Raw genomic sequence first — 14,554 nt, 5'->3', positions numbered from 1 at the left:
GTGGCCGAGGACGACGACAAGGCATCGAAAACAGAAGACCCGACGCCGAAACGCAGGAACGAGGCCCGCAAGGAGGGCAACGTCGCCAACTCCCGCGAAATCGGCAGCTTCGCGGTCCTGCTGGGCGCGACCCTGTTCGTCATGGCGCTGTTGCCCTGGGCCGCCGAGGGGATCACCGTGCGTCTGGCGGGGTTCCTGGGCAAGGCCCACCTGTTTCCGCTGGAGCACGGCGGCATGGGCGTTGGCTTGGCCGAATCGGTCATGGCAATCCTGCCCTACGTGGCCTTGCCGATGGCGATCTTTCTGGTCATGGGCCTGGTGGCCCAGGTCGGCCAGGTGGGGCTGCTGATCACGACCAAGCCATTGACGCCGAAACTGGACAAGATCTCGCCGCTGAAGGGCTTCAAGCGCATCTTCTCGATCAAGCAGTTGCTGGAAACGGTCAAGGGGCTGTTCAAGCTGGGGGTGGTGGCCGCCCTCGCCTACGTGGTGCTGCGGCCCGTCATCACGTCGCCCCAGCGGTTCGTCGATCAGGACATCCTGGCCAGCCTGAACGACCTGCACGAGGCGCTGATCGCGCTGTTGATCGGCGTGCTGCTGTTCATGGTCGTGGTGGCCCTGATCGACCTAGTCTACACACGCTACAAGCACACCGAAGACCTGCGCATGACCAAGCAGGAGGTCAAGGACGAGCACAAGACCACCGAGGGCGACCCCCAGGTCAAGGCCCGTATCCGCAGCCTGCGGGCCGAGCGGGCGCGCCAGCGCATGATGCAGGCGGTTCCGGAGGCCGATGTGGTGGTCACCAACCCGACCCACTACGCCGTCGCCCTGAAATACGACATGGAGACCATGGCCGCGCCACGCCTGGTGGCCAAGGGACAAGACCACCTGGCCTTGCGGATTCGCGACGTGGCGGAAGAGCACGAGGTCCCCCTGGTGGAGAATCCGCCGCTGGCGCGCGCGCTTTATGCCACCGTGGACCTGGACCAGGAAATCCCACCCGAGCATTATCAGGCGGTGGCTGAGGTGATCGGGTATGTCATGCGTCTCCGCAAAACCGCGTTTCATTGAGGCTTGGTCCGTCTGGGGCCTGGTGGCTGGCGGCCTGCTTGTGGTGGCCGCCGTGGTGGCCGGGCATCCGGCGGTCTGGGCCGTCTACCCCACCCTGGCGCCCGTGGTGGCGCCGGGCCTGGCCGGTATCGGTATCACCCTGCTCGGGCTGTCGGCGGCCGGCGTGCTGCAGGCGCTGGCCCGGCACAACCGCGAGGCCGCGATCGTCGGCGTGCTGAGCGACATGCTGGAGGCGGAGGCCGAGGCGCGCCTGGTACTCGATTGCGACGGTTCGGTTCTGTTGGCCAACGCCGCCGCCCGCGCCCTGTGGCCGACGCTCGATCCGCCCGCCGACCTGCGCGCCCGCTTGTACGATCCGCGCGGGTTCGTCGGCCTGGAGGACGGCGCGAGCCGGCTCGACCGCCTCGCCGCCGCGGGCGCGGCGGGGTACGTTGAGCGCCTCACCCTGGCCCTTCGGCCCGACCGGGAGGAGGACCCGGCCGGTCCGCCGAATCCCGCCCTGCAGGAACCCGAGTGGTGGGACGTCTCGCTGCGAATCGTGGCGCCCCCTGGGGACGCGGGCGCCGGCTCGGACGCCGCCAGCCGCTGGCCGCGCCTGTGGCAGGCCCGCGACGTCACCGCCCGGCGCGCCATCGACGAGGTGCTGACGCGCGAGCGGGAGAGCCTGTCGGACTTTCTGTACTACCTGCCGGTGGGGCTGTATTCGGCCGACACCGACGGCCGCCTGCGGTTCGTCAACCAGCGCATGGCTCGATGGCTGGACCGGACGCCGGAGTCCCTGCGCGCCGCGCCGCTCGCGGATCTCGTTGAAGGCGGCGTGCCGCCGCTGCAGGACGGCGACTGGCGCGGCGAGGTGCGCTTCGTCTCCGCCACCGGCCGGCGCTTCTCGGCCCTGGTCAGCCAGGTGTCGCACGACGACGCGGGGGAACTGCTCACCCGGACGGTGGTGATGCGCGACGCCATCGAGGCGCCGCCGGCCGCCACCGGCCAGGACGGAATCGGCCCCTGGCGCTGGGACCGCATGTTCCGCTGGCTGTTCGACGGCGCGCCGGTGGGCATCGCCCTGACCGATCCCGACGGCCGCCTGACCGACTGCAACCGGGCGCTGGAGGTGATGCTGGGCCAAGCCCGCGACCAGTTGCTCGACCAGTCGCTGGAGGCCCTGGCGGCGCCGTCGGACCGGGCGCGGGTTGGCACGGCGGTCGATCAGGTGTTGCGCGGCGCGTCCAGCCGAGGCCGGCAGATCGATATCAGCCTGGCCCCGCCCGATGCGGCCGATCGCGACGGCGAATTCGGTCCCGTGACCGCCTCCATGTTCCTTGGTCCCATGGGCGGCAAGGGCGGCGGTGGCCCCCAGGGCAGGGCAGGCCTGGGCAACGGTCCCGTCGTGGAAGGCGTCATTGCCCACCTGATCGACACCAGCGAGCAGCGCAGCCTGGAACGCCAGTTCGCTCAGGCGCAGAAAATGCAGGCCATGGGGCAGCTCGCGGGCGGCGTGGCGCACGACTTCAACAACCTTCTGACCGCCATGATCGGCTACAGCGACCTTTTGCTGCAGCGGCACGGTACCGGCGATCCCTCGTTCGCCGACATCATGCAGATCCGCCAGAATGCCAACCGGGCCGCCAACCTGGTGCGCCAGTTGCTGGCGTTCTCGCGCCGCCAGCCCTTGCAGCCGCGCCGGCTCGACGTCGGCGCCGCCCTGTCGGAACTGTCGCACCTGCTGCGCCGCCTGCTGGGCGAGACCATCCAGTTCCGCCTGCTGCACGGCCGCGATGTGGATTTCGTGCGCGCCGACCCCGGCCAGTTCGACCAGGTGATCATCAACCTGGCGGTCAATGCGCGCGACGCCATGCCGGACGGCGGTGCCCTGACCATAGCCACCCGGCGCGGCGTGCTGGACAAGCCGGTCGACCGGGGGGTCGAGACCATGCCGGCCGGCGAGTACGTGGTTATCGAGGTGCGCGACACAGGCAAGGGCATCGAGGACGAGAACCTGGCCCGCATCTTCGAACCGTTCTTCACCACCAAGGGCGGGGCGGCCGCCGGCACCGGCCTGGGTCTGTCCACCGTGTACGGCATCCTGCGCCAGACCGGGGGCTTCATCGATGTGGAGTCGAACCCGGGACGCGGCACGAGCTTCACCATCCACCTGCCGCGCTGGTCGGCCGAGGATACGCGTCCGGCGATAGCCCCGCCGCCGCCCAGGCCGGAGCCGCCGGATCGCTCATCGGAGGAGGACGAACCACCGCGAGCCGCCGGCGGTGAGGTGGAGGACCTCTCGGGTGCCGGTACGATTCTGTTGGTCGAGGACGAGGACCCGGTGCGCACCTTCGCCGCCCGCGCCTTGCGCAACAAGGGCTATACGGTGCTGGAGGCCCACGCCGGGGAACAGGCGCTGGACATGCTGAACGACCCGCAGCCGCTGTCCCTGCTCATCACGGATATGGTCATGCCCGGGATCGATGGCGCCACTCTGGCGCGCCGCGCCCGTGAGCGGCGCCCCGACCTGCGGGTGATCATCATCTCGGGCTATTCGGAGGACGCCGCGCGCGGCGACATCCTGGAGCAGCCGCACATCGCCTTCCTGCCGAAGCCGTTCAGCCTCAAGCTGTTGGCCGAAACCGTGAAGACCATGCTGGCGGAGACGTGAGGCACAGGCCCAGAGAAGCACAACCCCAGACTCGAACCGGCGGCGCGAGTGGCGCGCGCCGCCGGCTGTGTGATCGGTCATGGAGGTGGCGGAAGGCGGGAGGAACGTGGTGACGAAAAACCGGTGATCGCTGCATGGGTGCCAGCTGAAGGCGCCCGGTGGGTCCGTGTCGGAGGAGGCACCGAACCACCGTGGAAAAGCCGATGACCCGCGACCCCTTGAGAATGGGCGGGTGCCCCTAACGTCGGGCCGTCCGGCACATGAAGAATTGTTAATCCACGCCGGCCAGCGCATCGGGGGCGCGGACGACTCGGCGAGGGGCTTTCCGGTCGCGTGGAGATTTGCGCGGCCCGTTATGCTCCCATGGGTTGCGCCATGCGCCGCGACGGCGCGCCCGCGATGCCCGGTCCTGGCGGCGCGCCTCGGCTGCGGGGTCGGTGTCAATCCAGAATGACAAGCGCAACGAAAACCAATGTTGACACTCCGCCGCCGATGGGCGAAAACGATCAACAGAGTGTGGGGATGCAGCGGGCATTCCGGGCGCGTCGGCTTCGGTCCGTGGGCTCTTGGCCACGGCCGGGCAAAGGCTGGCCGACGACAGTGGACGGGATGCCCGTGTGGCGCAACCATGGCTCCGTGGCGCGGGGCCGTGGTTCAGGACAATCCTGGTCGGATTGAGGATCAATCCTTGCTGAGGGGATGAGTGTAATGGCTGAACAACCTGCTCCTGCCGTGAGCCACCAGAAACTGAACCGGACCGGCCTGACCGATGAGGAGGCGAAGGCCTTCCACGCCATGTTCCAGCGTGGCGGTCAGATCTTCTTCGCGATCTGCCTGATCGCGCACTTCATCCTGTGGTCCTGGATGCCGTGGTACCCCGGCCCGACCGGCGGCTGATCCCGCCTGTCTCGCCGAGCCAACCGCTCCATCGCATCCGTCGTTAAGACGATCACACCGGATCCCGGAGAATACACATGCTTCCGAATTGCCTGAAAAAGGATGAGAAGGTCGAGGTGCCGAATTTCTTCAATGAAGACTGGCGCTTCTGGCAGATCGTGCGCCCGATCGAAGGCATCGCCGTGACCTTCGTCGGCCTGTCCATTCTCGGCATTGTCCTGCATCTTGCCATCCTGTTCGGCAGCGAGCGTTACGCCACCGCCTGGATGGGTTGATCCGATCCGAACCGGCGGGCGGGGAGGCTGACCCCGCCACGCCCGGTTCGCGGGTCGATAGATCGCAGAGTCAGACTCGACGATACCGTCCGGAAGCGTGGAGCTTCGCCGGGCGGTGTCGTGCGTCTGGGAGGCGAGACTGCGCCGCCGCTGGCAGGCCGAACGGAAATGGGTTCCGCTGGCCACGCGCCACGCTGGCATCACCGGCGGTCCTGCTCCTCGGCCGCGCCGGACCACAGCCGACGCCCCTCTCCCGCCGCCACCGTTTCGATCCGAGCCCGGCCGTCGGCCAGCCACAGCGCGTGGGCGCCGTCGCGCGCCAGCGCCGCGCGGTCGATGACCCGCCGGGGTCCGTCGCATCCGTCCGGCGCCGGCAAGGGCGTAATCACAACGTCCGCCCGCGCACAGTCCTCGGCCAGGGCGGCGCGGTGCCAGGCCAGCGCCACCACCACACCGCCCCGCGCCAGCAGGCACCCCCGGGGATCGCAGCGCAGGCGGTCGTCCGCCGTCGCGGCACCGGGCGCCGGCCACGACTCGCCGCCGGCTCCGCCAAAGCGGGCCGCCCAGACCTCCCGAGCGAAGCCGTCCGCTCGCCCCGGCGAAAGGATCAGGCCGCCGTCCCCCGCCCGCGCGGCCAACAACCCGCCGTCCTCGTTGACGATCAGGTCAGGCAGCGGCTGGGTCCACGGGCTGGCCAGTCCGGCGACGATGCCGGCCACGCCCAACAGGCGCCACGGCCGCCGCCACAGGCACAACCAGACCCCGCCCAGCGCCACCGCCGCCAGTCCCCAGACGGGCACCGCCGGGATCAGCCGACTCGCCCCGGGCCAGCCGGCAACCGTCTCGGCGACGGCGGTGACGGCGGCCAGGCCCCAGCCGAGCGGCGCCAGCGCCAGTCCCTCCAGCCCCAGCGGCAGCAGGATCAGGCACACCAGCAGCCAGGGCATGACCCACAATCCCATCAAGGGCACGGCCAGCATGTTCGCCGCCAGCCCGAAGGCGGCCACGCGGTTGAAGTGGAAGGCGGCGAACGGCATGGTCGCCATCCCCGCCACCAGACTGGTCAGCAGCACGCCGCCCAGGTAGAGCGCCACCGTCCGCGCCATCCGCCCCGGCCACGGGCCGTCGCGGCCGCGCCGGGTGGCGAGTCGAGGCGCGGCCAGTTCCCAGGTGGCGACCAGCGCCAGCACGGCGGCGAACGACATTTGAAACGACGGCCCCAGCAGCGCCTGCGGCTGTGTCAGCAGCACCGCCACCGCCGCCCAGGCCACCAGCCGGGGTGAGATGGCCACCCGGCTGACCAGCACCGCCACCAACACAAGCCCGGTCATCAGAAATGCCCGTTGCGTCGGCACCGTGGCCCCGGCCAGCATCAGGTAGACGGCCGTCCCCGCCAGCGCCAGCACGGCGCAGGGCTTCTTCAGGTCCCAGCGCGCGGCCAGGGCCGGCACCGCCGCCAACAGGCCTCGCGCGCCGGCAAACATCAGGGCGGCGATCATCGACATGTGCAGGCCGGAGATGGCCAACAGGTGCGCCAGCCCGGAGACCCGGAACGCCTCCAGCACCGGCTCGGGCACGCCGCCCCGGTCGCCCGTCGACAGCGCGGCGGCCAGGGCGCCGGTCTCGCCCGGCAGCCCGGCGCGCATCCGCTCGGCCACGGCCAAACGCACGCGCTCGCGCACCGCCGCCAGCCGCTGGCCCAGGGTTGGGGCCGGCACCAGGTCGCGCGGCGCCCAGTCACCGACGGCGAATCCGACCGCGCCCAGGCGCTCGAACCACGCCCGGCGCGGGAACTGATAGGCGCCCGGCGCCGCCGGACGCGGCGGCGGCGAGAGAATGGCGCGTGTCGAAACCCACGCCCCCGGCACCGGCGGCGGGCCGCGCATCTGTGTGACGCGCACCCGGGCCGGGGTTTGCGCGGGCGGCCGGCCGCGCAGGGTCACGTCCGCCAGGGTGACGCGGTGGCCCCTGGGGCGCGCCTCGACCAGTACGACGCGGCCGGCGGTCTCGATCGGCCCGAGTCGTTCTGTCAGCACCGGCGCCGCCACAGCGTGGGCGCGTTCCTGGGCGACGACGAAGCCCACCGTGCCGGCCACCAGGGCCATCAGCAGGGCCGTAACCCAGGCGGCGCGCCGCGCCACCAGCACCAGCAGCAGGCACGCTCCGGCCAAACCCGCCCCCGCCAGGCGCGGCGGCTCCTGGGGCAAGGCGAAGTAGGCGGCGATGCCCAGGGCCAGCGCCACCGGCAGCCACAGCGGCCAGCGCGTGCGTTCGGCCTCCAGCGTCGCCACCAGCCAGCGGGCCGTCGCGCGTCCGTCGAGCGCGCCGGTCCCCGGGGCGGTCCAAGGCGCGGCGACGGCGCGGGGAGGCTGTTGGGGCCGGAACCGTGTCATGAAACCGATCGCACCAGAGGGGCCGGAGACCAGCCCCAATCTTCGCGAGTTCCGGCGTCGCGCACAATCAAACAGGCGCGACCTCGGCCAGAGCGGACGCGGCCCGGTTTGCGGTTTCCCGCGCGCAGCGCAGCGTGTAGAGAATTCCGGCCGCCGAAAAGGGGAACCTTTTCGTCGGGCGGCATGATCCCTCCCGTTACCATTAATACCAGCCGACCGAAGTCATGACTCGTCGCCATTCGCCGGGTGCGGTGCCGAGGCGGGAGATCCCTCGGCTCGCTGTCGCTCGCTCGGGATGACGTATGTTTTTGTTTTTTATAAACTTATCCGTCATCCCGAAGCGTCCGTCAGGACGCGAGGGATCTCCCAAGGTGGCGTGCCGACGGTCCGGGAAACGTGTCACGATTTCCGTCGCTTGGTATAATTCGTCAGCGCCGGGAACCCGATCCGCCGCCATGCGTTCCCCGCACAGGACGGCGCGGCGCACCGGCGCCGCGTGGGTCCGCCGAAGACCAGGAACCAAACTGGCACCCCCGATAGTGGCAACCACGAAAACGGAGGTTCCTCATGACCAGGACTCTGACCGCGATCGTTGTTGCGATGGGCACCGTGGGCCTGGCCGGCGGCACCGCCATGGCCGCTCAGCCGTATAACCAGGCCGACGGCTCCTGGATCAGCCTGGGTGGCACCGTGGTTTCCTCGGACCTGTCCACGTTTACCCTGGACTATGGCGACGGCGTGATCACCGTCGAGATGGACGATTGGGACTCCGATGCCGACGCCTTCGGCATCGTCAGCGGCGACAAGGTGACGGTGTACGGCCGCGTCGACGACAACACGTTCGGCGCCGACACCATCGAGGCCAGCCGGGTCTTTGTCGAAGACCTCAATACGACGTTCTATGCCAGCAGCATGGACGAGGAATCCGGCATGTCCTGGCACGTCGAGCCGCCGGTGGTCATCAGCCGCACCCATACCAGCGGCATCGTGACCTCGGTGGACCAAGCGGGCGAGGAGTTCATGCTCGATGTCGGTCCGACCGAAGTGACCGTCGAGGTCGAAAGCCTGCCCTACAATCCGCTGGACGACCAGGGCTACCAGCAGATCGACGCCGGTGATCGCGTCAGCGTCTCCGGCCTGATCGACAGCGACTTCATGGAAGGCCAGGTGCTGGAGGCCAGCACGGTGGTCACCCTGGAGGACAACACGCAGTCCTGACGGACCAGACGGATCGCGGTGCACGGCACCGAACCGGAAATGGCAGGAGCCGCGTCGGCGGCTCCCGCTTTTCATGCGCCCTTACCGGACCATCTGAACGCCAATCCCCAGGGCGTACAGTGCCAGAATGCCGACGCTCTCGAAGCCGATGCCGGCGATGCCCTTGCGCTCGCGCACGACGAGACCGAGCAGGAGGACAGCGGTCATCGCCAGGCCGATCACCAGCCAGAACAGATCGGCAAGGCCCACGGCGTGATACAGCGAGCCCTCGCGATACGCCACGTCGGAGGCGGACAGGAACAGCACGTCGAAGGTGTTGCCGCCAATGATGCCGCCAAGCGCCAGTTGCAGCGCGCCGCGTCGCACCGCCGCCAGCGTCGTGATCAGTTCCGGCAGCGACGTCGTCACCGCCGTCAGCAGGACGCCCACAGCGGTTTCCGAAACACCCAGCATGTCGGACAGTTGCCCACCGGTCTTGGAGATGAGCCACCCGGCCCCGCCGAGCACCACGGCGAGACCCAGGAACTGCGCCAGCAGCGGGGCGATGCCGCCCCGCGTCGCGGGGCTTTCGTCCGGCGTATCGGTGCGCGTCTCCCGGGTTTGCTTGGGATGCCACATGGGCGATTTGCGCACCTGGGCCGTGGTGCGGGTCCCCAGGATATAAACCGCCACCAACACCACAGAGGCCGGGTGGACGCCCAGCACGGCGGCGTCCGGCCCTGTCACCGCCAGCAGGGCCACCGCCAGCAGCAGGGACAACAGGGCGGCCTGAACCATGCTGGCGATTTCGGCCGCCGCGTGCTCCATGTTGACACGGTGGAACAGAAGGTCGGCCAGCGCCAGAAACGCGGTCTGCGCCGCGATGCCGCCGACGGCATTGGAGAAGGCGAGCGAGGCCCGTCCGTCCAGGGCCGCCGTGATCGAAACGACAACACCAGACAGAGAGGTCGCGAGGCCGAGCAGGACACCGCCAACCAAAGCCTCGCCTAGACCCGTGCGGTCGCCCAGCCGGTCGGCGAGCTCGGTCATGCGCACGCCCAGCACGGCGATGGTCAGTCCGGCGGCGGTAAACAGGACGATGACCATCGGCAACGACAGCGAGGCAATCATCGGCGGTCACCTTTTCCGAAAGGGTCGGACAGGCGACGCCCCGGGTCGACCTTACAACACGGCAGGTCGCGCCGGGGCGTCAAGGGTCGCGTCAGACGCGGGCACGGTTTACCAGAGTGTGGATTCCAGCACCGGCATGTCCCCGGTGTTGACGGCGACGACATCCGGCGTCGACTGCCCCACCGCCTGCACGACGACGCGGCGGTTGCGCGGCTCGCGCACGCCGTCGCCGGTCGGGACGGCCGGTTCGGTTTCGCCCTCGGCCGCCAGGGACAGCGTGTCGATCTCCTGCACCGTCAGGCCCATGGTCGTCAGGGCGTCGGCGACGGCAATGGCGCGGCGCTCCGAAAGCTCCTGGTTGTAGTCGGCCGGGCCGGAGCGGTCGGCGTGGCCGACCACGCGCATCGCCACCGAGTCCGGGTCGTCCAGGGCGGTTTCAAGGTTATCAAGGATACCCCGCGCCTCCGCCGTCAGGATCGCCTCGTCAAAGCCGAAATACACCACGGCCTCGGCCACCACCGAGGACGGCTCGTCCATGGTCATCCGGGCGGCGATCACCGTCATGGCGTCGCGGAACTGGGTGCGGCAGGCCTCGATGTGTTCGTGCTGATGGCCTTCCTGCACCTGCTCGACCCAGCAGTCGTAACTGACCAGCGCGTAAGCCGATGCCTTGGGCGCGATCTGGGGACCATCCGTGGTCAGCACGTGCATGAGCGCCTCGCGGGCCTGGTTCAGGCGCGCCAGGTGGGTTTCGTCCGTGATGCCCTGATCGGCGGCGATGGCCGGCATCGGCGCCTCGCCACGGCTGATGGCCGCGCCCTTTTCGGCGAAATGCTCGGCGTCGTACCAGTCGGCCATGGCGTCGGCCTCGAACAGGGTGAACTGCTTGTAGTAGCGGGTTGCCTGTTCCTGGAAGGTCGGCGCGTCGGCCGGAATCTGCACGTCGCGCATGGTCTGGACGCCCTGGAACCCGAACAGGGCATGGGCCGGCGAGGCCAGGGCGAGAGTCAGGACGGCGCCGGCGCCAAGCCGGCCCAATGTCATCTTGGGCTTGGTCGTCTTGGACATGATCATCGGTCGTGGTCTCCTTGGGTCAGCACGCGTCACCCCATGCCGGCGGCTTCGGCCGGCGCCGCCGTCGCGTCAGGGGGATGCGGGCGCACGGGCGGGGGGGGAGGGAGCGTCGGGCGGCCCCGTCGATGGAGCCGCCCGCGGCCAATGCGCCTACTCGCGCAGTTCTTCCTTCAGGAACCCGGCGGCGGCACCGGCGGCTCCGCCCAGGGCCGCGCCGCCGGCCGCCGAGCCGCCCGTGATGGCCGCGCCCGCCGCCCCGACGCCGGCGCCGATGGCGCCGCCGCTGACGGTGCTTTGCTGCTGATGGGTCATGTTCGAACAGGCCCCCAGGGCCAACGGCGCGGCCACGGCCAGGGCCAGGGTCGTGCGCAGGGTCATGGGACAACCTCCGTTTCGGGTCTTGGGTGATCGCGTCTGTGATGGAACCGGCGGAGCCGGTCGCTCGGTCGGCGCCGCCCTAATTGGTGTCGGTGGCCTCCTCGGCCTCGTCGGCGGCGTCCTCGACGGCGTCAACCGCGCCCTCGGTGGCCTCGTTGAGGGCCTCGCCGGTCTCCTCGACCGCGTCGCCGACCTCCTCGACGGCATCCCGGGCCTGATCGGCGGCCTGTTCGCTGTCCGACTGGGTCAACGACATGCCGACCATGACGGCCCCGGCGACGAGCACAACAATCGCAATGGCGATCAGCGCCTGTTTCATGTTCGGTTCTCCTCTTGCAGTCATGCGTTACCGCAGCAACGTCCGCCCCCGCCGATCCGTTCCCGGGAGCCTGATGGCGCGCCCTGACAACGCCGACGGTTCCGGCCGCGGGATCGGTGTGCGGGCGTCAGCCAGTCCCGGTGACCTCGCCCTCGCCTTGGTCGGACGGGGCCTTCTTGCACCGCTCCGGCGCCTCGATCGAGACGGCGTTCGGGAACATGTCCAGGAAGGGAATGCGCAGGCCATAGCCGTTCACGATCACGGCCTCTTGCGGACATTCACGAGTCACACGGTTGGCCACCGATTGCAGGTCCGCAGAATCGAACTTGAAATAGGGCGGCGCGAACCCGGCATCCACGTTCTTGAAGATCAGGGTGTCGGCGGTGCCGGCATAGACCGTCTCGATCCGGTACTGGACTTCGCGACCGTCGCCGGTCGTGCCGGTGATCTGGACCTCCCAGGACCCCGGTCCCCAACGGACCCAGACGAATGCCAGAATGACGACGAGGACCAGCCCCAGCGCGATCTTCATCTTGGTCATCGGACTCACCGACGCGTTCCCGTTTGTGCGAGCTGGATCATCGACTTTCATCATTTTTCTCCTTCATTTCGCTTCGCCATCCGGAAACGCGGGAACCGCCTCGGGGTTCCCGTGAAGGGGCGCCCAATTGCACGTCACGGCGCGAATTGCCCGCTGCCTGGCATCCTCTGACCCCCATTCTCAGGCGGAAAAGCACGATCGTTTCAATCAGATGAGCCGAATGACCCCACGCTACGAGGGGGCATCGTATCGACCGGGATGAAAGGCGCCACTCACAGAGGGTCGGCGGCACGCGCAACGGGCGTGCAATGAAATCGCCGACGGCATGGGAACCCGACAGGGATGATCGGAGTTGTGAGGGTAGTCGCAGCGTGGCGGAGCCGCCACGTTCCGTCGTTGCCCCCGTCATGGCGGGGGCGACGGCGCCATCGTCACAAAGGAAAAGGAGGGTCCCATGTTGGGTTGGGCCATCATGTTTTTCGTCGTCGCCATCATCGCGGCGGTCTTCGGATTTGGCGGCATTGCCGGCACGGCGGCCGGAATTGCGCAGATTCTGTTCGTCATCTTCCTGGTTCTGTTCCTGGTGTCCGTGGTCGCCTCGGTGATCTCCGGCCGGCGTCCGCCGGCGCCGTAAGAGCCGCAAGAGAAGACAATCACAGCACACGGCAAACGACAGGAGCCCACCAATGAGGCACGCGATCACGGTTTTTTCCATACTCGGCCTGCTGGCGGTCGCCGGCTGCAACACGGCCGAAGGGATCGGCGAGGACGTCGAGGCGGCGGGCGAGGCCATCGAAGAAGAGGCCGAAGATTGAGCCTGAAGTCTAGAGCAGATCGTGATCAATCTGAATCACCTCGTGCTTCAGATTGATCACGTGAATCTGCTCTATATCAAATATTTAGGGCGGATTCACGCGTCCCATTTGCCCTGCGGAGCGGGTCAAATGGGACGCGATCCGCCCAAGGCGGCGCGGGCAGGCGCCCGCGCGGTCCCCAACCCGGCGTCCGGCCTGCCCGGACGTCGGGACGGAAGGAGGAGGATGACCCGATGGCACATTCCATGACATCCCCCTCGGACGAGCACACGTTCGAGGACGCGCCCGAGGAACGGATCTGGGGCATTGATCAGGGCGACCTGACTCGCATCGGCGTCGTTTCGCTGTTGGCCGGGTTGGCGGCGCTTTTCGTGCCGTGGCTGGCCACCACGGCCGTCGAATGGTTCCTTGGCCTGGCGCTGATCGTTCTCGGTGGCTTCGAGGTGATGCACGCCCTGCCGTTCAATCGCGAACGCGGCTCCATCTGGCACCTGGTGCTCGGCGTGATCGCGGCCGGTGCCGGTCTGATGTTCATCGTCGAGCCGCTGGCCGGCACCCTGACGCTGACCAAGGTCGTCGGCTTGCTGCTGACCGCGTCGGGGCTCACGAAGACCGCGTTTTCCTTTTCGGTCCGCCGGCTGCACGGCTGGGGCTGGGCCTTGGGCAGCGGTCTGTTGAGTCTGGGCGTTGGCGTGGCGATCCTGTTCATGATCCCGGTTCTGTCGAAGACGCTGCTTGGCGCCCTGGTGGCGGCCGAGTTGCTGATCAACGGGGCCTGGATGCTGAAACTGGGGCTGACCCACGAGCGGGCCTGAGCGCCGCGCCGCCCGTTGCATCCCAGTTGGCAGCCGCATTCACGGTCGGGGCGAGCCTCTCGACCGTGAACGCGGCGCCGCGATTCTTGAACCCCGCCCGTCCGGAGTTTTTTTACCGCCCACCGCTGAACGGGGAGACCAACAATGGCTCAGACCGTGGAAAGCGTTCTCAACACGCTGGACCGTAGCGCCGCCGAGCGCGACACCGTGTCCCTCAATGATGTCCTGGAAACCTTTGGGCCGCGTGCCCTGGGGCCCCTCGTCTTCGCGATTGGCCTGGTGATGCTCTCGCCGGTCAACTGGATCCCCGGGGCGGGCATCGTGCTGGCGACAGCGTTGACCCTGTTCCTGGCGCAGGCGTTGCTGTCGACAGGGCCGCCCCGACTGCCACGGCGCCTGGGTCAGGCCAGTGTCAGCAGCGACCGCGCCCGACAGGCCATCGCCGCCGTGCGGCCGTGGGCCAAGCGGGCGGGTGTCCTGGTCCGGCGGCGCATGGAGACGGTCATGAACCCGGTCTGGCGCCGCCTGGCCATGGTCATGATCATGATAACCGCGCTGTCGATGTACCCCCTGGCGATCATTCCCGGCGGGGCCGGACCGCCCTCGCTGGCCATCGCCATCTTCGGCCTGGCGCTTCTCGCCGAGGACGGCCTGCTGATGCTGGTGGCCCTGGGCATGTCGCTCGGCGCCCTCGGGTTCGCCGTCTGGACGTTCGGGTAGCCGCGGGGAGGGCCAGCCAGAACGTGCGGCGGGTCCGGTGAAAAGCTGGCCAAAAAACGGGCTTATCACGGACTTGCGTGGTCCTCGCGTTGGTGCGGCGGCACGCGGGCGGAACGGACCAGCCGGTCTCCCTCCCCATGAAACGGCGATGCGCTCCAAAAGCGATGGCGCTTGGCCAGGGGCTTATCGTCGTTCAAATGCGATTGCCCTGGACAGGCCGCCAGGGGAATCGGGTGAACGGGTCATGCCGTGACGACGCTTGCGAGGTAGTC

General features: G+C 68.8%; 15 protein-coding genes. 9 read left to right on the top strand and 6 right to left on the bottom strand.

Annotation, left to right across the window (positions count from 1 at the left end; translation table 11 throughout):
* The 4 genes from flhB to Q0309_RS14005 all read left to right on the top strand — a co-directional run bounded on the left by flhB (position 1) and on the right by Q0309_RS14005 (position 4,899).
* Positions 1-1,074 carry a flagellar biosynthesis protein FlhB gene (flhB, locus tag Q0309_RS14020; protein WP_299442319.1) on the top strand — a complete coding sequence of 358 codons (1,074 nt, stop codon included), beginning with the start codon at positions 1-3 and terminating at the stop codon, positions 1,072-1,074.
* On the top strand, positions 1,040-3,727 hold the full coding sequence (locus Q0309_RS14015; protein WP_299442316.1) for an ATP-binding protein: 2,688 nt from the start codon (positions 1,040-1,042) through the stop codon (positions 3,725-3,727). The genes flhB and Q0309_RS14015 overlap by 35 nt, the downstream gene beginning before the upstream one ends.
* A gap of 708 nt (positions 3,728-4,435) precedes the next feature.
* On the top strand, positions 4,436-4,624 hold the full coding sequence (locus Q0309_RS14010; protein WP_299442313.1) for a light-harvesting protein: 189 nt from the start codon (positions 4,436-4,438) through the stop codon (positions 4,622-4,624).
* A gap of 77 nt (positions 4,625-4,701) precedes the next feature.
* Positions 4,702-4,899, top strand: a complete 198-nt coding sequence (locus Q0309_RS14005; RefSeq protein ID WP_299442310.1) for a light-harvesting protein — start codon at positions 4,702-4,704, stop codon at positions 4,897-4,899.
* A gap of 200 nt (positions 4,900-5,099) precedes the next feature.
* On the opposite strand, the gene Q0309_RS14000 is transcribed toward Q0309_RS14005, so the two are convergent.
* A complete protein-coding gene (locus tag Q0309_RS14000; protein ID WP_299442307.1) occupies positions 5,100-7,292 on the bottom strand; it encodes a ComEC/Rec2 family competence protein in 2,193 nt (730 codons plus the stop codon).
* A gap of 567 nt (positions 7,293-7,859) precedes the next feature.
* On the opposite strand from Q0309_RS14000, the gene Q0309_RS13995 reads away from it, so the two are divergent.
* Entirely contained in the window at positions 7,860-8,510 is a 651-nt protein-coding gene (locus Q0309_RS13995) for a hypothetical protein (protein WP_299442304.1), read from the top strand.
* 81 nt (positions 8,511-8,591) lie between these two features.
* On the opposite strand, the gene Q0309_RS13990 is transcribed toward Q0309_RS13995, so the two are convergent.
* The 5 genes from Q0309_RS13990 to Q0309_RS13970 all read right to left on the bottom strand — a co-directional run bounded on the left by Q0309_RS13990 (position 8,592) and on the right by Q0309_RS13970 (position 11,932).
* Entirely contained in the window at positions 8,592-9,620 is a 1,029-nt protein-coding gene (locus tag Q0309_RS13990; RefSeq protein ID WP_299442301.1) for a sodium:calcium antiporter, read from the bottom strand.
* A gap of 108 nt (positions 9,621-9,728) precedes the next feature.
* Positions 9,729-10,694 carry an OmpA family protein gene (locus tag Q0309_RS13985; protein ID WP_299442298.1) on the bottom strand — a complete coding sequence of 322 codons (966 nt, stop codon included), beginning with the start codon at positions 10,692-10,694 and terminating at the stop codon, positions 9,729-9,731.
* Positions 10,695-10,844: 150 nt separating this feature from the next.
* Positions 10,845-11,072 carry a hypothetical protein gene (locus tag Q0309_RS13980; protein ID WP_299442295.1) on the bottom strand — a complete coding sequence of 76 codons (228 nt, stop codon included), beginning with the start codon at positions 11,070-11,072 and terminating at the stop codon, positions 10,845-10,847.
* A 79-nt stretch (positions 11,073-11,151) separates the two neighbouring features.
* Complete coding sequence (locus Q0309_RS13975; RefSeq protein ID WP_299442292.1) at positions 11,152-11,391, bottom strand: hypothetical protein; 240 nt, start codon at positions 11,389-11,391, stop codon at positions 11,152-11,154.
* A 127-nt stretch (positions 11,392-11,518) separates the two neighbouring features.
* Positions 11,519-11,932, bottom strand: coding sequence for a DUF1523 family protein (locus tag Q0309_RS13970; RefSeq protein WP_299442289.1), 414 nt, complete (start codon positions 11,930-11,932; stop codon positions 11,519-11,521).
* Between the two features lie 454 nt (positions 11,933-12,386).
* Here Q0309_RS13970 and Q0309_RS13965 point away from each other — a divergent pair, with 454 nt between their 5' ends.
* From Q0309_RS13965 to Q0309_RS13950, 4 genes are all read left to right on the top strand, one after another.
* Positions 12,387-12,566 carry a DUF1328 domain-containing protein gene (locus Q0309_RS13965; protein ID WP_299442286.1) on the top strand — a complete coding sequence of 60 codons (180 nt, stop codon included), beginning with the start codon at positions 12,387-12,389 and terminating at the stop codon, positions 12,564-12,566.
* 52 nt (positions 12,567-12,618) lie between these two features.
* On the top strand, positions 12,619-12,747 hold the full coding sequence (locus Q0309_RS13960) for an entericidin A/B family lipoprotein (RefSeq protein ID WP_299442283.1): 129 nt from the start codon (positions 12,619-12,621) through the stop codon (positions 12,745-12,747).
* Positions 12,748-12,980: 233 nt separating this feature from the next.
* Positions 12,981-13,562: an HdeD family acid-resistance protein gene (locus Q0309_RS13955; RefSeq protein ID WP_299442280.1), complete on the top strand. Its 582-nt coding sequence runs from the start codon at positions 12,981-12,983 to the stop codon at positions 13,560-13,562.
* 144 nt (positions 13,563-13,706) lie between these two features.
* A complete protein-coding gene (locus Q0309_RS13950) occupies positions 13,707-14,282 on the top strand; it encodes an exopolysaccharide biosynthesis protein (protein ID WP_299442276.1) in 576 nt (191 codons plus the stop codon).
* Positions 14,283-14,554 lie beyond the last annotated feature (272 nt).

Source organism: uncultured Rhodospira sp. (assembly GCF_937138205.1).
Lineage (GTDB): Bacteria > Pseudomonadota > Alphaproteobacteria > Rhodospirillales > Rhodospirillaceae > Rhodospira.
Note: the sequence above shows the minus strand (reverse complement) of the source record. Positions and strands in the feature narration are given on the sequence as shown.

Coding starts and splice junctions, on each gene's coding strand:
- Q0309_RS14015 (WP_299442316.1), top strand. CDS start 1,040: ATGTCATGCGTCTCCGCAAAACCGCGTTTCATTGAGGCTTGGTCCGTC.
- Q0309_RS13955 (WP_299442280.1), top strand. CDS start 12,981: ATGGCACATTCCATGACATCCCCCTCGGACGAGCACACGTTCGAGGAC.
- Q0309_RS14000 (WP_299442307.1), bottom strand. CDS start 7,292: ATGACACGGTTCCGGCCCCAACAGCCTCCCCGCGCCGTCGCCGCGCCT.
- Q0309_RS13950 (WP_299442276.1), top strand. CDS start 13,707: ATGGCTCAGACCGTGGAAAGCGTTCTCAACACGCTGGACCGTAGCGCC.
- Q0309_RS13965 (WP_299442286.1), top strand. CDS start 12,387: ATGTTGGGTTGGGCCATCATGTTTTTCGTCGTCGCCATCATCGCGGCG.
- Q0309_RS13980 (WP_299442295.1), bottom strand. CDS start 11,072: ATGACCCTGCGCACGACCCTGGCCCTGGCCGTGGCCGCGCCGTTGGCC.
- Q0309_RS13975 (WP_299442292.1), bottom strand. CDS start 11,391: ATGAAACAGGCGCTGATCGCCATTGCGATTGTTGTGCTCGTCGCCGGG.
- Q0309_RS14005 (WP_299442310.1), top strand. CDS start 4,702: ATGCTTCCGAATTGCCTGAAAAAGGATGAGAAGGTCGAGGTGCCGAAT.
- Q0309_RS13960 (WP_299442283.1), top strand. CDS start 12,619: ATGAGGCACGCGATCACGGTTTTTTCCATACTCGGCCTGCTGGCGGTC.
- Q0309_RS14010 (WP_299442313.1), top strand. CDS start 4,436: ATGGCTGAACAACCTGCTCCTGCCGTGAGCCACCAGAAACTGAACCGG.
- Q0309_RS13990 (WP_299442301.1), bottom strand. CDS start 9,620: ATGATTGCCTCGCTGTCGTTGCCGATGGTCATCGTCCTGTTTACCGCC.
- Q0309_RS13985 (WP_299442298.1), bottom strand. CDS start 10,694: ATGATCATGTCCAAGACGACCAAGCCCAAGATGACATTGGGCCGGCTT.
- Q0309_RS13995 (WP_299442304.1), top strand. CDS start 7,860: ATGACCAGGACTCTGACCGCGATCGTTGTTGCGATGGGCACCGTGGGC.
- Q0309_RS13970 (WP_299442289.1), bottom strand. CDS start 11,932: ATGACCAAGATGAAGATCGCGCTGGGGCTGGTCCTCGTCGTCATTCTG.